This window comes from Mucilaginibacter aquariorum (assembly GCF_024498135.1).
Taxonomy (GTDB): domain Bacteria; phylum Bacteroidota; class Bacteroidia; order Sphingobacteriales; family Sphingobacteriaceae; genus Mucilaginibacter; species Mucilaginibacter aquariorum.
Genome location: NZ_JANHOH010000007.1, coordinates 206,792 through 228,574 on the forward strand (window position 1 = coordinate 206,792; position 21,783 = coordinate 228,574).

16 protein-coding genes and 1 tRNA gene are annotated in these 21,783 nt (G+C 41.3%); 12 read left to right on the forward strand and 5 right to left on the reverse strand.

Features of this window, described 5'->3' with window-relative positions:
- Positions 1 to 187: 187 nt before the first annotated feature.
- From NPE20_RS20880 to NPE20_RS20900, 5 genes are all read left to right on the forward strand, one after another.
- Positions 188 to 1,513, forward strand: coding sequence for a BamA/TamA family outer membrane protein (locus NPE20_RS20880; protein ID WP_256540644.1), 1,326 nt, complete (start codon positions 188 to 190; stop codon positions 1,511 to 1,513).
- 211 nt (positions 1,514 to 1,724) lie between these two features.
- Entirely contained in the window at positions 1,725 to 2,033 is a 309-nt protein-coding gene (locus tag NPE20_RS20885) for an ArsR/SmtB family transcription factor (protein ID WP_256540645.1), read from the forward strand.
- Positions 2,034 to 2,039: 6 nt separating this feature from the next.
- A complete protein-coding gene (locus NPE20_RS20890; RefSeq protein ID WP_256540646.1) occupies positions 2,040 to 2,534 on the forward strand; it encodes an SRPBCC family protein in 495 nt (164 codons plus the stop codon).
- Between the two features lie 84 nt (positions 2,535 to 2,618).
- Positions 2,619 to 3,701, forward strand: a complete 1,083-nt coding sequence (locus NPE20_RS20895; RefSeq protein WP_256540647.1) for an acyltransferase family protein — start codon at positions 2,619 to 2,621, stop codon at positions 3,699 to 3,701.
- A 57-nt stretch (positions 3,702 to 3,758) separates the two neighbouring features.
- On the forward strand, positions 3,759 to 4,094 hold the full coding sequence (locus NPE20_RS20900) for a hypothetical protein (RefSeq protein WP_256540648.1): 336 nt from the start codon (positions 3,759 to 3,761) through the stop codon (positions 4,092 to 4,094).
- Between the two features lie 50 nt (positions 4,095 to 4,144).
- Here the strand turns inward: NPE20_RS20900 and NPE20_RS20905 are convergent, their stop codons facing one another.
- Both NPE20_RS20905 and NPE20_RS20910 read right to left on the reverse strand, forming a co-directional pair.
- On the reverse strand, positions 4,145 to 6,805 hold the full coding sequence (locus tag NPE20_RS20905) for an ABC transporter permease (RefSeq protein ID WP_256540649.1): 2,661 nt from the start codon (positions 6,803 to 6,805) through the stop codon (positions 4,145 to 4,147).
- A gap of 173 nt (positions 6,806 to 6,978) precedes the next feature.
- Positions 6,979 to 8,613 (reverse strand): hypothetical protein, encoded by a 1,635-nt coding sequence (locus NPE20_RS20910; RefSeq protein WP_256540650.1) that lies wholly within the window; start codon positions 8,611 to 8,613, stop codon positions 6,979 to 6,981.
- A 257-nt stretch (positions 8,614 to 8,870) separates the two neighbouring features.
- Here NPE20_RS20910 and NPE20_RS20915 point away from each other — a divergent pair, with 257 nt between their 5' ends.
- Positions 8,871 to 9,758 (forward strand): dienelactone hydrolase family protein, encoded by an 888-nt coding sequence (locus NPE20_RS20915; protein WP_256540651.1) that lies wholly within the window; start codon positions 8,871 to 8,873, stop codon positions 9,756 to 9,758.
- A gap of 68 nt (positions 9,759 to 9,826) precedes the next feature.
- On the opposite strand, the gene NPE20_RS20920 is transcribed toward NPE20_RS20915, so the two are convergent.
- Entirely contained in the window at positions 9,827 to 10,552 is a 726-nt protein-coding gene (locus NPE20_RS20920; protein ID WP_256540652.1) for a hypothetical protein, read from the reverse strand.
- 205 nt (positions 10,553 to 10,757) lie between these two features.
- Here NPE20_RS20920 and NPE20_RS20925 point away from each other — a divergent pair, with 205 nt between their 5' ends.
- Positions 10,758 to 11,768 (forward strand): phytanoyl-CoA dioxygenase family protein, encoded by a 1,011-nt coding sequence (locus NPE20_RS20925; protein WP_256540653.1) that lies wholly within the window; start codon positions 10,758 to 10,760, stop codon positions 11,766 to 11,768.
- A gap of 145 nt (positions 11,769 to 11,913) precedes the next feature.
- Positions 11,914 to 12,639 carry a PRC-barrel domain-containing protein gene (locus NPE20_RS20930; RefSeq protein WP_256540654.1) on the forward strand — a complete coding sequence of 242 codons (726 nt, stop codon included), beginning with the start codon at positions 11,914 to 11,916 and terminating at the stop codon, positions 12,637 to 12,639.
- 119 nt (positions 12,640 to 12,758) lie between these two features.
- On the opposite strand, the gene NPE20_RS20935 is transcribed toward NPE20_RS20930, so the two are convergent.
- Positions 12,759 to 12,831: transfer RNA gene (locus tag NPE20_RS20935), tRNA-Met, on the reverse strand.
- 145 nt (positions 12,832 to 12,976) lie between these two features.
- Between NPE20_RS20935 and era the strand changes: the two genes are divergently transcribed.
- Both era and der read left to right on the forward strand, forming a co-directional pair.
- Positions 12,977 to 13,852: a GTPase Era gene (gene era / locus NPE20_RS20940; RefSeq protein ID WP_256540655.1), complete on the forward strand. Its 876-nt coding sequence runs from the start codon at positions 12,977 to 12,979 to the stop codon at positions 13,850 to 13,852.
- 117 nt (positions 13,853 to 13,969) lie between these two features.
- The gene (der, locus tag NPE20_RS20945; protein WP_256540656.1) at positions 13,970 to 15,271 is read left to right on the forward strand and encodes a ribosome biogenesis GTPase Der; all 1,302 of its coding nucleotides are present in this window, start codon (positions 13,970 to 13,972) and stop codon (positions 15,269 to 15,271) included.
- 56 nt (positions 15,272 to 15,327) lie between these two features.
- Here der and NPE20_RS20950 read toward each other — a convergent pair whose 3' ends face one another.
- Positions 15,328 to 15,894: a hypothetical protein gene (locus tag NPE20_RS20950; RefSeq protein ID WP_256540657.1), complete on the reverse strand. Its 567-nt coding sequence runs from the start codon at positions 15,892 to 15,894 to the stop codon at positions 15,328 to 15,330.
- Between the two features lie 122 nt (positions 15,895 to 16,016).
- Here NPE20_RS20950 and NPE20_RS20955 point away from each other — a divergent pair, with 122 nt between their 5' ends.
- Together NPE20_RS20955 and NPE20_RS20960 are read left to right on the forward strand one after the other, a co-directional pair.
- Positions 16,017 to 19,187, forward strand: a complete 3,171-nt coding sequence (locus NPE20_RS20955) for an ATP-dependent DNA helicase (RefSeq protein WP_256540658.1) — start codon at positions 16,017 to 16,019, stop codon at positions 19,185 to 19,187.
- A gap of 343 nt (positions 19,188 to 19,530) precedes the next feature.
- Positions 19,531 to 21,060, forward strand: a complete 1,530-nt coding sequence (locus NPE20_RS20960; protein WP_256540659.1) for a P-loop NTPase fold protein — start codon at positions 19,531 to 19,533, stop codon at positions 21,058 to 21,060.
- Positions 21,061 to 21,783: the final 723 nt, after the last annotated feature.

Here is a 21,783-nt window from a genome sequence, read left to right on the forward strand (position 1 = left end):
AAATTTAAAAGTGTTGTTGAGTTTCTAAAACCAAAAGGGCTTAATTAGTGGGCTTTAAACTAATAGCATACACGTGTGAGAGGCATATTGATTAAATGTGTAACACTTTCACGATTTTATGGTTTAACACTTAATTAATACACTTACCGGATAATATACCTTGAATAAAACAGTTAATACCCCCAACGTGCAGAAGAAATCAAATAGTACAATATCCCAATTGTTAAAAATATTATTATTACCCTTATTTATGGGGATAAGTGGCTATGCCTATAGCCAGGTACCAACCGGTACTGATACGGTAAAAACCGATACTACAAGGGCCCACAAGCAAGCGGTTGCCTTATCAAAACAGTATGACGTTGGCGACCTGTTTAATGCGATTTTTCATCCAAAGAAAAAACCTGATTCTGTTATTAAGAAATCTTCGGGTATCACCATCATACCAAACGTAGCATCAAACCCAAGTATTGGGTCGCAGATAGGTATTAAGGCCGTAGCAGGCCGGGTGTTGGGCAATCAGCCAAATACCTTTATGTCTGTAGCTTCAACCTCTGCTTCTGTTACCACCAAAGGGATACTTTATTTCTATATCAACCATAATGTATTCACACCGGGCAATAAATGGAATTTTCAGGGAACTCTTGTGGCAGCCAAATCTGTTACGCCCGATTATGGTTTAGGTATTGGCCAGGGATCTGACGCAAGCGTTGCTGATCATATTTTAACCAACCCCGAGCGTAAAGGCTATGTTTTCAATTCCCAATATTATAATTTTAGGGAAAAGGTATATAAAGAGGTAGAGAAAAACCTGTTTGTGGGTGCCGGTGTATCTTTTGATATCCGCAGAAAAATTGAGAACAAGGTAACAGATGATGAACTAACCCCTTATAATATTTACAGCGATAAATACGGTTTCGACCGGGATAAGTATATGTCGAACGGTTTGCTCTTTAATGTACAATATACCACACGCGATAATCAAAACCGTGCGTACAAGGGCATTTATGCCGATGCAGGTATCAGAATTAATCAATCATGGCTGGGAAGTTCAAAGAACGCGGTTGTATTCACTACCGATTTTAGGAAGTACTTTAGCCTGTCATCATCAAACCCCGAACACGTTATAGCCTTTTGGAACTGGGGATCGTACCTGGTTAGCGGCGCCCTGCCTTACCTGGAACTACCCGGAACAGCCAAAGACGGGGCCTTTCGCAGCGGGCGCGGATACACCGTTGGTTATTTTAAATCGCCGCAGTATGATTATTCAGAGGTTGAATACCGCTTCCCTATAACCAAAAACAAGTTTTTAAGCGGTGTTGCCTTCGTAAACATGCAAACCGCCAGCGATGATGGCTTAGGCACCAAGCTATTTGAGCAATGGCAGCCCGGTGGTGGCGCTGGTTTACGTGTGCTGTTCAATAAAGCTACACGCACCAACTTATGTTTGGATTATGCCTGGGGCAAATATGGCGCACGTGGCTTCTTCCTGGGGCTGAATGAAGCTTTCTAAGTTGCCCTGCTTCGAGCTTAATCAAAAAAAATTAAAAGCCTCTTGGAGAAATCTAAGGAGCTATTTTATTGTGACGGGGTTAGCATACTCCCCAACCATGATGATCTGATTAGATGTATCGGCAACTCCCTGTTGTCCAAATAAATGAAAATAAATTTGCGCAATCAATCGGTTGCAGTTATATTTGCAATCAAACGGTTGCGAATATAAAATGAGAAGAGATGTATTTCAGGCTATTGCCGACCCTACCCGCAGGGCAATTTTAACTTTATTGGCCCTACACGCCATGACGCCCAATGCTATTGCCGAACATTTTGACAGCAGCAGGCAAGCTATATCCAAACACATTAAAATACTTACCGAATGTGAGTTGGTGAAACAGGAACAAAACGGCCGGGAGATACGTTATCATTTTAATGTGCAAAAAATGAAAGAGGTGGATATATGGATGGAACAATTCCGCGCGATGTGGGAAACCCGTTTTGATCAATTAGACAACTTATTAAAAACCACAAAATAAAACATCATGACTAAAAGAGAAACTGTCTTTTCAAAAGACCTGCAAAACAAAAAACTTACCGTTGTAAGAGAGTTTGATGCACCCTTAGAGCGTGTATGGGAAGCATGGACAAAAAGTGAGGTCCTTGACCAATGGTGGGCGCCAAAACCTTACAAAACCGAAACAAAAAAAATGGATTTTAGGGAAGGCGGTTTTTGGCTATACCTTATGAAAGGACCAGAAGACGAGGGTTCCTGGTGCATAGAGAATTATAAAACTATCGAACCCAAAAAACGCATCGTCAATTCGGTTGCGTTTAGTGATAAAGAGGGTAATCCAAACACCGATTTCCCTATAATGAACTGGGATAAAGAATTTAGCGGAACGGATAATGTGAGCAAGGTAAACATCGAAATAACTTTTGATAAAGAAGCTGATATGGATACGCTCATGCAAATGGGCTTCCAGGAAGGCTTTACCGCCGGTTTAGATAATTTGGATGATTATTTAAGCGGGCAATAAAATCCGGGCGCTGTTATTAAGCTGAAATTGTTATTATTGGTTCTTCTATGCATAGATAAGTTGATGTATAGAAGAACCATAAGTATGAATAAAATAAGTCCGGATATTCTAAAAACTAAACAGCATTTCGATATTCTTGATGGATTAAGAGGGGTTGCAGCCATAGCGGTAGTTGCCTTCCATTTTATGGAAATGGCTATTTCAGATTACAGCAAAAATTTTATCGCGCATGGCTTTCTGGCTGTAGATTTTTTTTTCTGCCTATCCGGCTTTGTTATTGGATACGCCTATGATGACCGTATCGGTAAGATGGGGGTTTTGGAATTTTTTAAATCCAGGTTGATAAGGCTGCACCCTTTGGTAATATTGGGGGCGATATTGGGTTTACTCACCTTTCTTTTTGACCCATTTGGCGGCCATCCCGAATTATACAGCACCGGCAAAACTTTCCTGATATTTTTGTGCTCTGCGTTTCTAATACCCCTGCCGGTAATGCCGGAACGTGCCTTTAATCTGTTTGGTTTAAATGCCCCGTCGTGGTCTTTATTCTGGGAATATGTGGCCAATATATTTTATGCTTTTGTTCTTTACAGAGTTGGCCGCCGCTGGTTGCTTTTATTGACCTTGCTTTCGGCAGCCGCTATTTGCGTTGTTGCCTATAGGGCAGGTAACGTAATGGGCGGATGGGACGGCAATACCTTTTGGCATGGCGGCGCCCGTATCTCGTATTCGTTTTTAGCAGGGCTGCTTATTTACCGCTCTAACTGGATCATTAAAAACAGGCTGGGATTTATAGGCCTTTCCGTATTGCTTGTATTAGCTTTTATAATGCCATTTTCTACTAAATGGAACTGGCTATCAGAATCGCTGGTGGTATTATTTTATTTTCCGCTGCTTATTTCACTGGGTGCGGGGGCTATGCTTACTCCCGGCTTTAAAAAACTCTGTGTGTTTTCCGGGAATATCTCCTATCCGCTGTATATGACGCATTATGCGGTAATATGGGCATTTGGCAATTATTATGGCACCCACAAACCCCCAACTGCGCAGTTAGCCATCATCATTATAACAGGGCTAATACTATTGATTGGCATAGCCTGGTTGGTTATGACGTTTTATGATATCCCGGTGCGTAAGTACTTAAGTAATAAACGAAAGCAAGATTAACGTAATATTTCGCACAATTACACCCTACATAAACTTGTTATTCATATCTTGCAAATAATGACGGATTACCTTACACTATTTAAAGACTGGGTTATTGGCCTGGGCGAAAAACACGAGGTTGATCCGCTTATATTGGGTAGCCTATATTTAGTAAGTAAATTATGTTTTTTTACCTCACTTGGCTGGGTGCTGAAAACATTAAGGGCTAAAAAGCCTGTTCTTACGCCTTTACTGGTTGCATGCATTAGTTTTAGCATGCCCTATCTTTACCTGGTAATTGCCGGGCGCAACCTCTCTGTTTGGGTATATATATTTATTGCCCTTATGTTTGCTTACGGTGGATATTCTATCTGGAAAAAGATCACCGAAAAGGCCGGTCCGGTTAGCGTTTAACTTTTTTCTATTTTATAACTTCTACTATTCTCTAAAACTAAGAGGCTTGTTCACTCTGTTTTCAAGCTTTTAACGGGGTTAGCAATAGCGGCCTTTATAGCCTGTACACTCACCGTTGAAAAAGCGATCACCACAGATCCCAGCCCGGTAAGCCCAAATATCCACCAGCTTAAATTGGTATGATAAGGATAATCCTGCAGCCATTTGCTCATCAGCCACCAGGCCAACGGCGATGCAATAACAAAGGATATGAGTACCAGTATCAGGAAGTCTTTTGTGAGGAGGGCGGTGATCCTCGCTACCGAAGCGCCAAGTACCTTACGGATACCTATCTCTTTAATACGGCCTTCGGCCATGCAGGCGGCCAGCGCAAACAAGCCCAGGCACGATATAAATATACTCAGGCCGGCAAATACGGCTACCAACTGGCCGGTGTTCTTTTCCTCCTGGAATTTGATCTTGTACGATTCATCCAAAAACTTAAAATCGAACGGATAATCGGGATTGTAGCGCTTAAATATGGTGCTTATCTTATTAATGTTATCGGCTATGGTATTTTGGGTATTTAACTTCAATGTTATGGTGCCAAACTGCCTGGCAGCGCCCTTTATAATAATGGGCATTGACTGGATATAAGGCGATGCGGCAACATAGTTTTTAACCATGCCCACAATAAGAAAATTGCCGTTCCAGCCTTTAATAGTTTGGCCAACGGGATTTTTAAAGCCCATAACTTTAGCCGCCTGTTCGGTTACTAATATTGCAGATGTATCGGTTGGGTTAGCGGCCACATCAATATCGCGCCCGGCCAATAAGGGCAGGCCAAATGTTTGGGTGAAATTTTTATCGGCAGAATTTTCTCCAAAAAATAGGCGGACACCAGGTGTTTTGCCTTTCCATTCATAAGTATCGTTATTGCTCCAATTATCTAAAACCGGCGAGCTGGTACGGGTGATGCTGCTGATGGCTCCGCTGCTCATCAGTTCGTTATGTATGGCGTTATAATTTTTGGCGATATCACCCTTCTGGTAAATATAAACCAGATTGTCAACCTTATAACCGGTATCGCGGTTTTGCGCGTATTGGATCTGCCTGTAAATAACTGTGGTGCTAATAATGAAAGCTATAGCGAAAGTAAATTGTACAACAACCAGCACCTTACGTGGCGTAACCAACCCACTAACAGCATGCATAGTGCCCTTAAGTACGCTTATAGGCTTAAAGCCGGATAAATAAAAGGCCGGATAACTGCCCGCTATGATGCCGGTGAAAAGTATAAAGCCAATACCACCAAGCCATAGGTACGGATCAGCATAAGGCAAAAACAGATCTTTCCTTACCAGCCCATTAAACCAGGGCAAGGCCATCTGCACCATTATCAAACCTATAACAGTAGCTGCAAATGTAATCAGGACTGATTCGCCTAAAAACTGCTTAATGAGCCATGATCTTTCGGCACCTGCAACTTTACGTATGCCTACTTCTTTTGCACGCCTGGTACTGCGTGCGGTGCCCAGGTTCATATAATTGATACAGGCAATAAGTATGATGAGGAGGGCAATTACCGTAAACAGACGTACAACATTAATGCGGCCACCCACAAATTCGCCGTTTTCGTAATTAGAATACAGCCACAACTTACTCATTGGATATACAAAAACATCGTTGCGCCTATCACCCGGATAAGTCTTGTATATATTTTTGAATAACTTATTGGCGGTAGCTTCGGTGACGCCCGGTTTGAGCAGCACATAGGTTTGCGAATTAAAAGATTTCCAGTTTTCATTAAACCAGTGCACCTCTTTCATATATTCAAAAGGCACCAGGTACTCAAAATTGAACTCGGTATTATTGGGCAGATCTTTAAGCACACCGGTTACGGTAAAGTTTTTCACACTATCAACGGCAATGGTTTTGCCTACCGGGCTTATATTTCCAAACAGTTTTTTAGCCAGCTTTTGGGTAAGCACAATAGAATGTGTTTCTTTTAATGCCGTGTTAATATTGCCCTCAACTAACGGATAGCTGAACATTTTTAAAAATCCCGGATCAGTTGTGAAGCCTTGCGACTCCAGTTTCCGGTCGCCATTCTTCAATACAAACGACCCTACCCAGTTTATACGAACGGCGTCTTGCACCTGGCTAAAATCTGCTTTAATAGCGGGGGCTAAGGGCATGGGCGTAGCGCTCCAGGCCCGCAACTCTCCGTCAACCTTACTTTTATTAAATACAAGGTAAAGGCGATCTTTATTTACGTGAAACTGTTCGTAGCTCAACTCGTTTTGAACCCAAAGCAAAATAAGCACAGCACTGGCAATGCCAACGGCCAAACCGGTAATATTGATGGTAGAAATGCTCCTGTTCCGTTGCAGGTTGCGCAGGGCTATTTTAAAAAACTGCACGGCCATAGCCAGTTCGCGGCTAATAGCGGTTATAAAAATTTGAGGTATTTGTCTCTTCGCGATATGTTCCTGTTCGCGTTGCTCCGCAAGTTTATTCTGATAAATAAGATGATCTACCTGTTTAAAAAAAGCATAGATCTCTTTTGGGGTAACCTGCGGGTCGGGGTCATGGTAGGTGATCAGGAAATCTTTAACCAGAAGGAACGTATCGGGATACAAGGCCAGCAGCGATTGCAATTCTTTTACCTGGGCGTCGGTGATGTCGCCAGCTAAAAATTTTTCAACCAAATACCATATGTGTTCTTCCATAAAAATGGCAACCTCTGTCAATTTAGGTATGCATCCACATTTTTTAAGCCAAACTTATAATGTTTTGATTATTAATTTGTTGTGTTGTTTTTGGCCGCTAATACCGTACGTTACCGAACAGCAAGTGTTCGGATGGCGACAGTTATGTTTAAGCCTGCATAAAGCCGCAATGGCTATCGCCTGCCTAATATATAAGTAGAATATCCTACTTGTACCTGCGCAAAGTTTTCGTTCATGTTTTTTAACTCGTAGTTGTACCTCAATCTTCCAAACAATTTACTATCTGCATTTACCCTGACAGTCATAAGCATCTCAAAAATATTTAGCCACGAGTGTGTTGGGATTGTGAATTTTTTATTGTTCAGTTTATCAAAAGATAACTGTTCAAACTTGCTGTTATATGCCCTTATGTGCATTACTTTATCAGACAAGACAAAATTAAAACGCCCCTCTGGTGAAAATAACATACTTACAGATGGGTACCATTGCAAGGTAGTTACCGTATAATTTGAAATTAAACCGGTTTTTGTGATTACATTATCGTTGATCTTTGTCAATGAATCGGTTACAGATGTCAGCCCTAATTTTGCACCTAAATTCAAATAAAAGGTATATTTTAGATCATGATTGGCAAAGGTTATAAGATTTAAATCTACCCCTGCCGAGAAGGTTTGGTATTGATAAAGGTTTAATAATGTTGTATACCGGTGCAGATTGCTATTAAGCTTTGTGGTATCGTTACCCCCCGGGTTTAATCTTAAAGAATCCAGGTCGCTTAAAACCAGCGATCTTCTGTGCTGCTCTATCTTAGATAAGGTTATATTAGGGCTGATGTATTGAAAACTTCCAATGCTATGTGCCAGCAAAAAAAAGGGCCGTGGCACCAGCTTTTGAACAGTACTGATATTTATCTTTTTACTTGCCTCAACTTGTATCAAACCATTAGGTTTGTTTTCATTTAAGCCTAAAAAGTCAGTGTAAATTTGAGCTTCAAATAGCTTGCTTGTTTCGTCTTTATATAGTGTCAGGGTCTCGCCGCCATTTAATTGAGATCTGATATCCTGCGGGCTATAATCTCTCCTATTTAAGTCAATTGCGTAGTCATAGTTAAAAACGTTTGCAGCCGATACCTTATATGCCTTACCTGTGGCGTTAGGTAGGGAGTACAGGCAGGTTTGAGGAAAAGCTTTAATGTTTTTCACATTGCTTATTCCAATGCCATATAAATTGGTAAAAATATATTCGATGTCTTTTATATTAATGTAAACTTTGATGTTTTCTAAATAACCATCCTTTACTTCAAAAATCATTTTAATGATTTTGCCTGGAGCCACTGTATCATTCTTTTTACCTGGTGTGGTATCCTTGTGAATAGGGTGTGAAGTATTTACTGTTGTATCCTCTTCATATCGTGCTGTAGAATACAATTTAAGTACCCCTGCTTCCGGCGCGGTATTGTCAGTATTGGCTCTAAGCATATTGAAAAAGATATTTCTACCAATTCCCTGTAATTCTTCTGTTTTGACAGGAGTACGACATGCTGAATCTCCGAAATAAGTTGAAAAGGATTCTGAAAACGTTTTTGCAAAATCATCCAGAGCTGGATTTTTAACCGTATAGGTACGAGCGGTATCGCTTGGATTAAGCTTTATTGACTTTATTAATGAAACATTTATTGATTTATCCAATTGTATTGCCGTCGAAACGGTATAACTCTTGTCACAAAGAATAAAAGTTTGAGAATAGGTTTGCGAAAATCCGTATTCGGATATCAACACCATGCTTAACAATAATAGCACTTTTTTCATTTTGATATAGGTTTAGGTTTCACTGTTTATAGATCCATCCGGAGGATATATGGGATAAGCAGCTTGACTACAAGTTAAGAACTTGCTTTTAAGTAAATTTCAAGAGCGGTTCACATTTTAATACACAAAAACAGCACACTTCTAATTATACTTTATAAACCTTATATACTACCAAAACTTTATACGTAGCGATACTGTTACTCTTTGGTTAGCAGGCCGTTGCCGTAAATTATTATATTTGAATAAAGCCTATAATTATGAGCCAGATTAATAAAGAAGACATTAAGCAGGAAGTGTTTGACTTGTATGATGATTACGCACACAACCGGGTTGACCGTCGTGGGTTTTTAGAAAAACTATCTCTTTATGCAGTTGGCGGGTTAACCGTACCCGCATTGATGAGTTTCCTGATGCCCGATTATAAAGGGAATGTGCAGGTAATGCCGGATGATCCCCGCCTGAAATCAGAATATATCACTTATCCATCACCAAAAGGCGGCGGAACTATAAAAGGGTTGTTATCAAAACCTGCAGATGCTAAAAAGAAACTTGGTGGCATCATAGTGGTACACGAAAATCGTGGATTGAACCCTTATATTGAAGATGTGGGCAGAAGGGCAGCCCTGGCCGGATTTATTTCGCTTGCGCCTGATGCTCTTACGCCCCTGGGTGGTTATCCGGGCAATGACGACGAAGGGCGTGCCATGCAAAGCAAAAGGGACAAAGGCGAAATGGAGGAAGATTTTATAGCCGCATACGAATATCTTAAAAAGCACCCCGACTGTAACGGCAAGGTGGGTGTTGTGGGTTTTTGTTTTGGCGGAGGCATAGCCAATATGATGGCCGTTCGTGTGCCCGATTTGGCAGCAGCCATACCTTTTTATGGTAGCCAGCCCGCCGCTGCAGATGTGCCTAAAATTAAAGCCCCCCTAATGCTGCACTATGCATCGCTGGATACCAGGATCACCGAGGGCTGGCCGGCTTACGAAGCCGCTTTAAAAGCCAATGGCAAAAAATACCAGGCGTTTATTTACGAGAATGTAAACCATGGCTTTCATAACAACACCACGCCCCGTTATGATAAAGTCGCCGCGGAGCTTGCCTGGAAACGGACGATTGATTTTTTTGGAGAGAATTTGAAATAACGGCCTAAAAAGTATAAACAAAACGAGCCTCAAATCGAAAAATTTGAAGCTCGTTAATAGCTTCAAAATTAGAGTTTCGAATCTGCCTTTTTAATCATTTTAGGCATGTCTTTTTGAAGGGTTATCATCAGTTCGTTTAGTGCACTTTCGCACATTGGCAGTATTTTATCGGCTTTTAAAACAGGTATTCCAGCAATAAGCGGGCTGCCGCCTTTAGATTTAGCATCTGATCTTATCGAAAAAACTTTATCACCGGCTTTATTAAACAATGCGATATTAGTATGTGCGTTAACTTTAACTAATCCCATTCCGCCAAATCCAACTTTTACCAGGTCAAAATCGATATAAACTTTCATTACACCATCTGCCTGGTTAAAGATTTTAAGCAATGCATTCTCATTTTGGCGTCCTATCAATGGTAAAACTATTTTATATCCCTCAAAAGGCAAATTGTAATTATCCTTAAAAACTCCGCCGGTTGCCTCACCAGCTGGGTTATATGCTTTGTACTCTGCATTTCCGGTTATTTCAGCTTCGGGTAAAAGTTGGAAAGGAAAATCTTTAGAATAGGTATTAAAAAACTGGTCGTGAAAATTTTGCAATAATGGCGACATGTTAAAGTTAGGGTCGTCTACGAGCTGCGTAACGGCAGCGGTAGCTGCATCGCCAAAGGTAGAAACACCGATCTTTTTCACTGCATAAAAAGTAACTACGGCAACTTTTTTAGTTTGAGCGTAGCTGGTTGTAATTAAAAGCAGGCAAAATAAGGTGCTGAAGATTAGAGGTTTTCTCATGTGATTAAGTTTAAGGGTTTAATTAACAATATTAACAAAAAGAGCTTCAAATTTGAGATTCTTTATTCAAGGCGGCAAAGAGCCTGCATATTTGAGGCGTTTTTCATGTCGGATTTCTTAGGAAATTAATATATTTTCACCTGAAAAACCAACCCGTCTGTTATCTTCAACTGCTAACCCAAACCTTATCTATATCTATTAAATAATGAGTTCCGAGATGACTTTACCTTCGCCGCATGAAACAGGGAAGCTAAAAATTAAGCAATTAAAACGCTTTTGGTACGCAACCCTGCTTAACCGCGATAACAATATAAATACCGGATTGCAGGAAGAATGGCAATTAAATAAAATACTGTTAGGCACCCTAAACTTAGGGCTCGAACAAGCTATTATCTATATATACCAAAACACCCTCTCGTTCGAAGCCCTTGAAGATTGGATCGTTAAAACCGCCGGTATACCCGACAGCGGCTCTGTGGAGCGTTTCAACAGGATGTTTGATGGTGAAGAGGCCGAAACCGAATCTGTCAGCCCCGTTCTCTCTGCCGAAGATTTACTTTTCTTCGAAATAAATGGTTATGTGGTGATAAAGAACGCTGTACCGAAGGAAGACTGTGAAGAGGCTATTAACGTTATTTGTGACTTTTTGGGAATTAAGTCCGATCGTCCCGATACCTGGTATCAGCCAAATATCGCCCGGCAGGGTATTATGGTACAGCTATTTCAGCATCCAATATTAACCAAAAACCGAGGTTCGGACAAGATACGCGGGGCTTTTGAACAATTGTGGCAGAAAAAGAATATATGGATGAATAACGACCGGGTTGGTTTTAACCCGCCGGAAACCACAAGCTGGAAATTTCCGGGCCCGGATCTTCATTGGGATTGCAGCCTCGAACTTCCTATCCCCTTTGGCTTACAAGGTATTTTATACCTCAGCGATACAGCAGCTAACCAGGGCGCTTTTACGTTAGTACCCGGCTTTCAGCATCGGTTAGAAAGCTGGCTTAAATCGCTGCCGCCTGGTGCCGACCCCCGGCAACAGAACCTGCATACGCTTGGTAGCAAGCCTATTACAGGAGAAGCAGGCGATTTTATAATATGGCAACAGGCGCTGCAACATGGAAGCAGCCCTAATACGTCAACACAGCCACGCTTTGTACAGTATATCTGTTATCAACCCGTTGACTATACAGAGCACACCAATTGGCGATAGCCTGGGTAGTATAATGAATAAAACTATCTAAAGAATTTGAAGCCATTTAACAGATAGTGGTCTGCGCCGCTTATGCTTGATTTTCAAATATTTCTGCATGATTTTTGCGGTATAATAGTTTACTGCTTATAAACCGGAGGGAATCATGAGACGGAATGTAAAAAGTTTGGTGGGCTTCAGTATGGGCGCCACTGACGGTGAATTTGGTAAAGTAGAGGAGTTTTATTTTGATGACGAAACCTGGACGATACGTTACCTGATCGTAAAAACCGGGAGCTGGTTGTTTGGCCGCAAAGTACTCATTTCCCCTTCGGCTTTAAAAGAACCCGACTGGGCGAACGAAACATTCCCGGTTAAGCTTACCAAAGCCCAAATCAAACATAGTCCGGACATTGATACGGAAAGAACTGTTTCCCGTCAGCAGGAAATAGACCTTTATACCCATTATGGCTGGCCCTATATGGGCATTGGCGGGGCTGGGTTTTATGGCGGCATGGGGCTGTCTGGTATGATGGAATCCCGCGTCCCTTTTGAGGAAAGCATTTTGGCATCAACACATCACGATAAGCCAGTCGACCCGCACCTGCGCAGCATTGACGAGGTTACAGGTTATCGCATCCATGCTACCAATGGTGAAATTGGCGACGTAGAAGATTTTATTATTGATGATAAAAACTGGCGCATCCATTTCCTGGTGGTGGATACCGGCCACTGGTTTCCCGGAAAAAAGGTACTGATCGCGACCAAATGGATCAGCCAGGTCAAATGGGAAGAGTCTGCAGTGTATGCCAATATTACTGTTAATGAAGTAAAGAACAGTCCGAAATATGATCCTGCTGTGCATCCGGAAGCTTATGAAAATGAATTTTAGCGTTGTTGCGATGGCTTGAAGCAGTGTAAACTTAGGTGTTAATGCTAAAATTGAGAGTTTAAACTTTTTAAAACGCAAAAAAGCCTCAAATCTTTCGACTTGAGGCTTTTTACTTGAGGTAGCGGGAGCAGGACTCGAACCTACGACCTTCGGGTTATGAGCCCGACGAGCTACCAACTGCTCCATCCCGCACTATCTTTTTGGTATATTACATAACGGGCATAACTCCGAAATGTTTGTTCCAATTGTAAAAAAGCAATTTGCTGTTCCTTTTAATTGGACTGCAAAGATATAATTCGTTTCTTTGCAGTCCAAATAATATTTTAATTATTTTTTTATGGCGCATAAGGCAGGTTTTGTAAGTATAATTGGTAAGCCCAACGCGGGTAAGTCAACCCTTATGAACGCACTGGTGGGCGAAAAAATGTCAATCATCACCCCAAAGGCGCAAACCACCCGCCACCGTATACTGGGGATTGTTAATACCGACGACTATCAGATTGTGTTTTCGGATACTCCCGGCATCATTAAACCACACTACGCATTACACGAAAGTATGATGCACCAGGTAGATGGCTCTATTGTAGATGCCGACCTGATCTTGCTGGTTACCGATATTCACGAGGAATTTAACGAACAGGATGTTATTAAAAAACTGGAAGGCTCTACCGCCCCGCTGGTTGTTTTAATAAACAAAATAGACCTATCTACCGAAGAAGAGGTAAAGGAGAAAGTAGAATACTGGCAGGAAAAATTAAATCCCAAAGCCATTTACGCTATATCTGCATTGTTAGATCATAATATAAAAGCCGTGATGGATTTTGTATTGGAAGGCCTGCCGGAGCACCCCGCTTATTACGAGAAGGATGCCCTGACAGACAGGAACGACCGTTTCTTCGCATCAGAAATGATACGTGCGCAAATCTTTAAACAATACAAAAAAGAGATCCCATACAGCACAGAGGTTATTGTAACCGCTTTTGTTGAGGGCGAAAAATTGCACCGCATTAGCGCTGAGATTATTGTTGAACGCGATTCGCAAAAAAATATCATCATAGGCACCAAAGGGGAAATGCTGAAAATAGTAGGCACTTATGCCCGCAGGGATATGGAAGATTTTTTCCAGAAGAAAATATTCCTGGAGATGTTTGTAAAGGTTATCCCCGACTGGCGCAGCAAAAAAAATTACCTGAAAAAATTCGGGTACGAATAAAAAATAATTACGATTTACGAATTACGATTTTAGATTTATGCTGATCGGATTTGTAAATTAGCATATGGATTTTGGCGCGTTAAATCGTAAATCTAAAATCTGCAATCTAAAATTGAAATGAGTAATATAGTAGCTATAGTAGGCAGGCCCAACGTTGGGAAATCCACTTTATACAACCGTTTAACCGAAAGCCGTAAAGCTATTGTTGACGATTTTAGCGGCGTAACCCGCGACAGGCATTACGGTACATCTGAGTGGATTGATAAAAAATTCACCGTTATTGATACCGGCGGTTATGTAGCCAATTCCGAAGAACTTTTTGAGGTTGCCATCCGCGAGCAAGTAATTATCGCGATTGAAGAGGCAACCGTAATTTTATTTATGGTTGATGTTACCACCGGTATCACCGATTTGGATGACGAGATCGCTAACCTGTTGCGTAAAGGTAAAAAGCCTGTATTTGTGGTAGTAAACAAACTGGACAACAACGCCAATCTGGCTGATGCTACCGAGTTTTATAGTTTAGGTTTAGGCGAGATCTATACCATATCGTCAATGACGGGTTCTGGTACAGGCGAGCTGCTTGACGAGGTGGTTACCCATTTTGAGGATATACCGTTTGAAGAGAACGAACGCCCTAAATATGCCATTATTGGCCGCCCTAACGTAGGTAAATCATCTATCATTAACGCGCTTATTGGCGAAGAGCGTAATATCGTAACCCCTATTGCCGGTACCACCCGCGATTCTATCCATATTCATTATAACCAGTATGGTCATGATTTTATGCTGATAGATACCGCCGGGATGCGTAAGAAGACCAAGGTAAAAGAGAATATCGAATTTTACTCGGTTATGCGTACCATCAAAGCTTTGGAAGAAGCGGATGTGGTTATCATTATGATTGATGCCGTTGAAGGGCTTGAGGCACAGGATGTGAACCTTTTCCACCTGGCCGAAAAGAACAAGAAGGGTATTGTTATAGTAGTGAACAAGTGGGATCTGATAGAAAAGAACAATAAAACCGTAAAGGTATTTGAAGAGCAGATCCGCCAGAAGATAGCGCCGTTTACTGATGTGCCGGTTGTGTTTACATCTGTTACCGAAAAGCAACGTGTGTTAAAGGTTATTGAAGTAGCCAACCAGGTTTACGCTAACAGGGCCCGCAAGATCCCTACCAGCAAACTGAACGAGATAATGCTGCCGATCATCGAAAAATATCCGCCGCCATCATTAAAAGGCAAGTACGTAAAAATAAAATACATTACGCAGATAGCGGGTACATCGCCCATGTTCGCGTTTTTCTGTAATCTGCCGCAGTATGTAAAAGAACCATACTACCGCTTTATTGAAAACCAACTGCGCCAGAATTTTGAATTTTCGGGCGCGCCAATACAAGTTTGGTTTAGGCAGAAGTAAGAAGATAAAGCTTTATATACAATAGCGATGGGTGTAAATCCATCGCTATTTTTATTTTAAAAGTTTTTATCGGTCAGTATCCTTTTACTCTTCAGTCGTTCTATAATATATCGAGCTTCGGCTTCATCAAGGTCATTGCCAAATTTTACGGTTTTAAGGCCGTAATCAAACTTAATTGTTCCGGAGTTGAAGGTACTGCGTACCCCGTTTTGACTGCGGCCAAACTGAAAGCTTTGATATATCGAAAACTCTTCGGCCGCTCGGATATGTTTAACTTCATTCAGGTCGTAAACCTTAGGCGATAAAAAGAATAAAGCTTGGTTGCGGATAGAAATAACGCCTTGCCCTGCTTCTATTACCTCTTTGCCCAGCAGCATAAAAAGAATTGTGCTAAGTGCAAATAGTCCTCCGAATGTCCAGGCGGTCAGCCAAACCATTAAAAACAGATCGGGTCCGGAGTCATTGCTTATTGACGTAGCAGCCGTTGTTTCACCAAAAAACCAACCAAATAGCCACACCGAAAAAAATACAAGCACAAAATAATTCTTTTTGCCGGGGATGATGATCTCCATTTTGTCGAAATGCTCTGTAACTATTGCGCGGCCAATGTACGGTGTTTCCATTTAAAAAGGTAATAAGGTTAATGCTTATAAAAGTAAGAGTAGCAATTGTAAAAGCAAATGTTTACGTCGTGTTTTTTGGCAGGATTAACACTACAATTTTTAGTAATTTTACACTTACAATTATGCAATCTCCACTCAATAAATATAACATCAAGTTTCAGGAAGCGCTGGCGGGTTTAAACCCCGAGCAATTGGCTGCGGTTAACCAAATGGATGGCCCTGTGCTGGTTGTTGCCGGCCCGGGTACGGGTAAAACGCAGATCCTGGCCGCGCGCATTGGTAAAATATTAACCGATACCGATGCCCTGCCAAGCGAGATCCTTTGCCTTACCTATACCGATGCCGGTGCTGTTGCCATGCGCAAGCGACTGTTCGAGTTTATTGGTCCGGATGCTTATCGCATTAACATATACACCTTCCATGCGTTTTGTAACGAGATCATTCAGGAAAATCTGGAGTATTTTGGCAAGCTGAATTTGGAGGCTCTGTCTGATCTGGAATCGGCAATGCTGTTTCAGGAATTGATAGATGATTTTGGGAACGACCACCCACTAAAGCGCTTTACCGGCGACAAATACTATGATGCCCCGCGATTGAAAAAACTGTTCTCGACCATGAAAACCGAGAACTGGACAGAAGAGCTGATCAAACAAGCGGTACAGGAATATTTAGACGACTTGCCGAACCGCGAGGAGTTTATTTATAAACGGGCGAATCTAAAGGCAGGCATTAACATAGGCGACCCCAAGCAAAAAGACATTGATAAGGTGCAGGAAGCCATGAGCAAAATGCTGGCTGCCGTTGGCGAGTATAAGAATTACGCGGCCAAAATGCGCGACAAAAACTGGTACGATTATGACGACATGATCCTTTGGGTGCTAAAAGCCTTCCGTGAAAATGACGAGATCCTGCGCCGTTACCAGGAGCGTTACCAGTACATCCTGGTTGATGAGTTTCAGGATACCAGCGGTTCGCAAAACCAGCTGTTAAGGTTTTTATTGAACTACTGGGAAACACCGAACGTATTTGTGGTGGGCGATGACGACCAGTCGATATTTAAGTTTCAGGGGGCAAACATGAAGAACATTCTTGATTTTGCCGGCGATTATGTAGAAACCCTGCAAACGGTCGTACTCAAGCATAATTACCGCTCCAATCAGCATATCCTTGATATTTCAAAGGCGCTGATCAACAATAACCGCGAGCGTTTAACCGCACAGCTTAACCTCGATAAAAACCTGAGATCGTCGCACCCGCGCTTTAATAGCGAGGTTGTTGAGCCTGTAATAAAAGAATATGAAAACCCAAGCCAGGAACTGGTTGATGTTGCACTGCAAATAAAACAACTGGTAACCAAAGGCACCCCACCGGGCGAAATTGCGGTGATATACCGTAACCACAGCCAGGTAGAAGAGTTGCTGCATTATTTAGAAACCCAGCAAATAGCGGTGAATACCAAACGCAAAATTGATGTGCTTACCATTCCCTTCGGCGAAAAGATCATCAACATACTGCGTTACCTGGCCATGGAGCTTGATTCACCATATAGCGGTGACGAGTTGCTGTTCGAGATACTGCATTACGACCTGTTCACTATCCCGCCTATCGAGGTCGCTAAGGCAAGTATTGCTGTTTCTAAGGAGAATTATGGCACGGCAAGTAATAACGCGCCCAAGACCTCGCTACGCCGTTACATCCACGAGATGCGTGTAGTGGCACAAACAGATCTGTTCAGCAAACAGCCTACGCAGGAAATGAAATTCCTGATCAATGATATTGATGAGCTGCTAAAATCGGCAGTGAGCGTTACGCTGCAACAGTTCTTTCAGGATGTGATAGCTAAGATGGGCATCCTCAAATATATTATGAAACAGCCGGATAAAGGGGTGCATATGCAGATCCTGACCAGCTTTTTCGACTTTTTGAAGGATGAAAGCCGTAAGAACCCCGAAATTAAACTGGGCGACCTGATCGCTACTATCGACCTGATGCGCAAAAACAATATCAGGCTTGATCTGAATAAGGTTATCTTTTCTGATAATGGCATCAACTTTTTAACTGCCCATGGTTCCAAAGGACTGGAATTTGAGCATGTGTTTTTCATAGGCTGCGATAAAAAAACATGGGACAGCAAAGGCCGTAACAGCGGCTTTAGTTACCCGGATACCCTGACAAGGGCGGCATCTGATGATATCGCCCAAAAAGAAGAAGCCCGCAGGTTGTTTTACGTGGCGCTTACCCGTTCAAAACAATGCCTTAATATCTCTTATGCAGGTAAGGATAAGAACGGCAAAGACCAGGAACCATCTCAATTTATTGGCGAGATCCTGGCCGATACCCATCTGCAGGTTACCTATCCGCATGTGAGCAGTGATGATATGCTGGGCTTTTTTGCTACCCAGTTTAGCGAGGCCGATAAGCCCGTTGTTGAACTGCTGGACAGGAATTACATTAACCAATTGCTGCAAAATTATACGCTATCGGTTACGCACCTTAACAACTACCTGGATTGTCCGTTGCGCTTTTATTTCCAGTGCCTGATAAGGGTACCATCGGGTAAAAGCCCGTCGGCTACATTTGGGCAGGCGGTGCACTGGGCTTTAAATAAGGCCTACCGCAGGTTAAAAGAGAACAATAACGAGTTTATATCTACCGAAGAATTTGTTAAGGAATTTCGCTGGTATATGTACCGCAACCGCGATTCGTTCACTAAAACCGACTTTAAGTTACGGGTAGATTATGGCGACAAGATACTACCGCCATACTACGAGCAAAACGTGCCCACCTGGAACAAAGTAGCCCAAACCGAGCGCAGCATTAAAAATATTGAGGTAGCAGGTGTGCCCATTAAAGGTAACTTGGATAAGATAGAGTTTGACGGCAAAAATGTAACCGTTGTAGACTACAAAACTGGCCGTGTGCGCAACGCGAAGGATAAACTGCAATACCCAACCAACGAACAGCCCAACGGCGGCGATTACTGGCGCCAGGCCGTGTTTTACAAAATCTTAATTGATAACGACCGCACCAACGATTGGGAAGTGGTAAACACTATTTTTGATTTTGTGGAGCCGGTTAAAGAGGGTGAATATTACAAAGAGAAAATTGTGATCAGTCCGCAGGATATTGAGGATGTAACCGAACAGATAACCACTGTTTACCAAAAAATAATGGCCCACGATTTCAGCACCGGCTGCGGCAAAAAAGAATGCGACTGGTGCCACTTCGTGAAAAGCAATTTTAAACAACCCGAAGGTTTGTTGGAAGTTGCTGAGGGGGATGATGAGGAGTAAAGCCCTTTATCACTACAATTAACCCAATGTCATTTCGAACGAACCGGGGCAGGGCTGTGTAATGGGGTGAGGAGAAATCTTTTACACCATGCATCGTTTAAGCAAAGTTCGCTGATCGCCTGTAAAAGATTTCTCCTCGTACCTCGTTCGAAATGACAGGTTCGTTAATCAGAAAAGCAAAACCTGTAGTTCTTTTGAACCGATAGCCCCGCTATCCGCTTATACGCCCGCAGGCATTAAGCGCGAGGCCGGTATCCGCTGCTATCGGGTTTAAGTAGAATGTGAATAACTTGATAAGTAGTTCGTAATGCTACAACTTATATTAGCACATCTAATCAAAGCAATGAAAAAGAACTCTTTGACCTATATTGATCAAGAAAGCGTAAAATCGGATTTCAAATACCATTTAGATAACGAAGCAAACAGTAGAATTTTGTTTTCAGCTCGATTTGGAACTGGAAAATCAACTTTTCTAAATAATTTTTTTAGTCAGTCTAATAATGAATATATAACATTAAAACTTTATCCAGTCAACTACTCGATTTCACATAATAAAGATGTGTTCGAATTAATTAAATATGATTTAATATATGAATTACTTTCAAAGTACCCAGAAAAAGTAGACCTCCAGAAAAATGAATATTCTTCAGCGTTAGTTGCTCAAATGTTTCTGTTACATGGGCTTAAGATAGAACCTTTGTTAAAATCAATTTTAAAAGCATCTGCGCCAGAGTCGGAGGTTTATACAGACATTGTGAATCAATTATCCGGAATTGTGAAACAGTATTCGAATTATAAAGAGGATGTTGAAAAAAATGAATTGGATATCCTGAATAGATATATTAACCAATTGAAAAGCTATAAAGGCACAGCTCATGAATATGATGAGGTATCAGAGGTCATAACCTCAATGTTGAGTAATGTCAAGCGGTCTTTGATGAATGACAGCGATGACAAGAGCGTTAAAACGGTTTTGATAATAGATGATATTGATAGATTAGATCCTGAGCATGTATTCCGACTGTTCAACATATTTAGTGCGCATTATGATAGTGTGACCGAAGAAAATAAGTTTAGTTTCGATAAAGTAGTCTTTGTTTGCGACTATAATAATATAAGGCTGATGTATGAACACAGGTACGGTAAAGGTGTAGATTTTAGCGGATATATTGACAAATTCTTTTCGACGGAACTTTTTAATTATGATAACAGAAAGTATGTCAAAAGTAGAATAAGAGAAATCCTTATTAATAAGCCTCAAGGGATTCCTGAGGATTTATTAACCACTTACTCTGCTTTTTCTAATAGCTCTTTTTATAGAGCATTTGAACACATATTATTGTGTCTATTTAATATAAATGCAATTACATTAAGAAATCTTGAACAATTTACTTGTTATGACACTCCAAGTTATTCGTTTTCAGCGGGCTCTAACCAATATCCTTTTAAAGCGAAAGAGTATCCTTTTTTAGTTTTAACTCATTTACTTAAGAGATTATATGACGTAAATTCTCTCGAACATTTTTTTAAAATTTTATCCAAAAAGAACGAGATTGATATCAGTTTAAATGCTGATTTTACTTCAGAACCTCAAATAAGGTATTTGAAAGAAATTTGTTTAGATTTTTTAGTCGATAATAAAATCATTTTTAGTTCAGAGCCTGTGGGTGACTTAGAAGCAAAAGGAATGATTGTTTTAAATGAAAAAGCTGTTTATTATAAATTAGATAGAAATTCTTCTTCTCGAATGCGATATCCAATTCTTTCAAACGCCGAGCGGAATCAGACAATTACACAATTAAAAGAGCAAACAAACGTCTTTGAATTTCTTTTAGAAGCGTTAGCGAAAACTGAAAATTTGGTGATTTTATAACCACCTCTTAGGGCGAGCAGGCCAAAAGAAGTAGCCTCCACGGCGATTGACCGGGCGCATTATCTTAGTGGTCTACTTAGCATGAGAGATGCTGAAATAAATTCTGCATGACGGGTGTGATCACTGCCAAGGGGCACATCGGCGAATAGATGCTTCACATACGTTCAGCATGACAAATTACTTATTACATCAAAAGCCCAATGTCATTTCGAACGATAGAGAGAAATCTTGTTGATATGACAGGTGGAAACCTTGCATGTAGCATACTTTGCATATCGAACAAGATTTCTCCTCGTTCCTCGTTCGAAATGACAGGTTGGAAATCGTTTACGATCGGCAAATCCCTAACCCCCTATCAAGAGGGAACCGCTGCGAATACTCGTTTACGCTAACAACCCAACTATATAAATTTTATTCAAACCTTTGGTGACACAGTATTCGCAGTAGGCATTTATTCAATACGCTGATTATTAGAATATTAACGATGTTCGCGGTCTGCCTGTTGCGTGAACGTGAACACCTGGCTAATACACCTGGCCTTTTCAAGAGGGAAACCTAAAACAAAAAAGCCTCCAATTTGGAGGCTTTTTTGTTTATTTCTTTGTAGCGTCCTAAAATAAGTTGACACAAAAAGTGTTAACAGATGAAAGAACAAGAAGTTAAGGTTTACCAAAGGAAGACCCAAAAAGATTACAGTTTAGCGTTCAAACTGGAGATTGTGGA

Coding starts and splice junctions, on each gene's coding strand:
- NPE20_RS20885 (WP_256540645.1), top strand. CDS start 1,725: ATGAGAAGAGATGTATTTCAGGCTATTGCCGACCCTACCCGCAGGGCA.
- NPE20_RS20890 (WP_256540646.1), top strand. CDS start 2,040: ATGACTAAAAGAGAAACTGTCTTTTCAAAAGACCTGCAAAACAAAAAA.
- NPE20_RS20895 (WP_256540647.1), top strand. CDS start 2,619: ATGAATAAAATAAGTCCGGATATTCTAAAAACTAAACAGCATTTCGAT.
- NPE20_RS20900 (WP_256540648.1), top strand. CDS start 3,759: ATGACGGATTACCTTACACTATTTAAAGACTGGGTTATTGGCCTGGGC.
- NPE20_RS20905 (WP_256540649.1), bottom strand. CDS start 6,805: ATGGAAGAACACATATGGTATTTGGTTGAAAAATTTTTAGCTGGCGAC.
- NPE20_RS20910 (WP_256540650.1), bottom strand. CDS start 8,613: ATGAAAAAAGTGCTATTATTGTTAAGCATGGTGTTGATATCCGAATAC.
- NPE20_RS20915 (WP_256540651.1), top strand. CDS start 8,871: ATGAGCCAGATTAATAAAGAAGACATTAAGCAGGAAGTGTTTGACTTG.
- NPE20_RS20920 (WP_256540652.1), bottom strand. CDS start 10,552: ATGAGAAAACCTCTAATCTTCAGCACCTTATTTTGCCTGCTTTTAATT.
- NPE20_RS20925 (WP_256540653.1), top strand. CDS start 10,758: ATGAGTTCCGAGATGACTTTACCTTCGCCGCATGAAACAGGGAAGCTA.
- NPE20_RS20930 (WP_256540654.1), top strand. CDS start 11,914: ATGAGACGGAATGTAAAAAGTTTGGTGGGCTTCAGTATGGGCGCCACT.
- era (WP_256540655.1), top strand. CDS start 12,977: ATGGCGCATAAGGCAGGTTTTGTAAGTATAATTGGTAAGCCCAACGCG.
- der (WP_256540656.1), top strand. CDS start 13,970: ATGAGTAATATAGTAGCTATAGTAGGCAGGCCCAACGTTGGGAAATCC.
- NPE20_RS20950 (WP_256540657.1), bottom strand. CDS start 15,894: ATGGAAACACCGTACATTGGCCGCGCAATAGTTACAGAGCATTTCGAC.
- NPE20_RS20955 (WP_256540658.1), top strand. CDS start 16,017: ATGCAATCTCCACTCAATAAATATAACATCAAGTTTCAGGAAGCGCTG.
- NPE20_RS20960 (WP_256540659.1), top strand. CDS start 19,531: ATGAAAAAGAACTCTTTGACCTATATTGATCAAGAAAGCGTAAAATCG.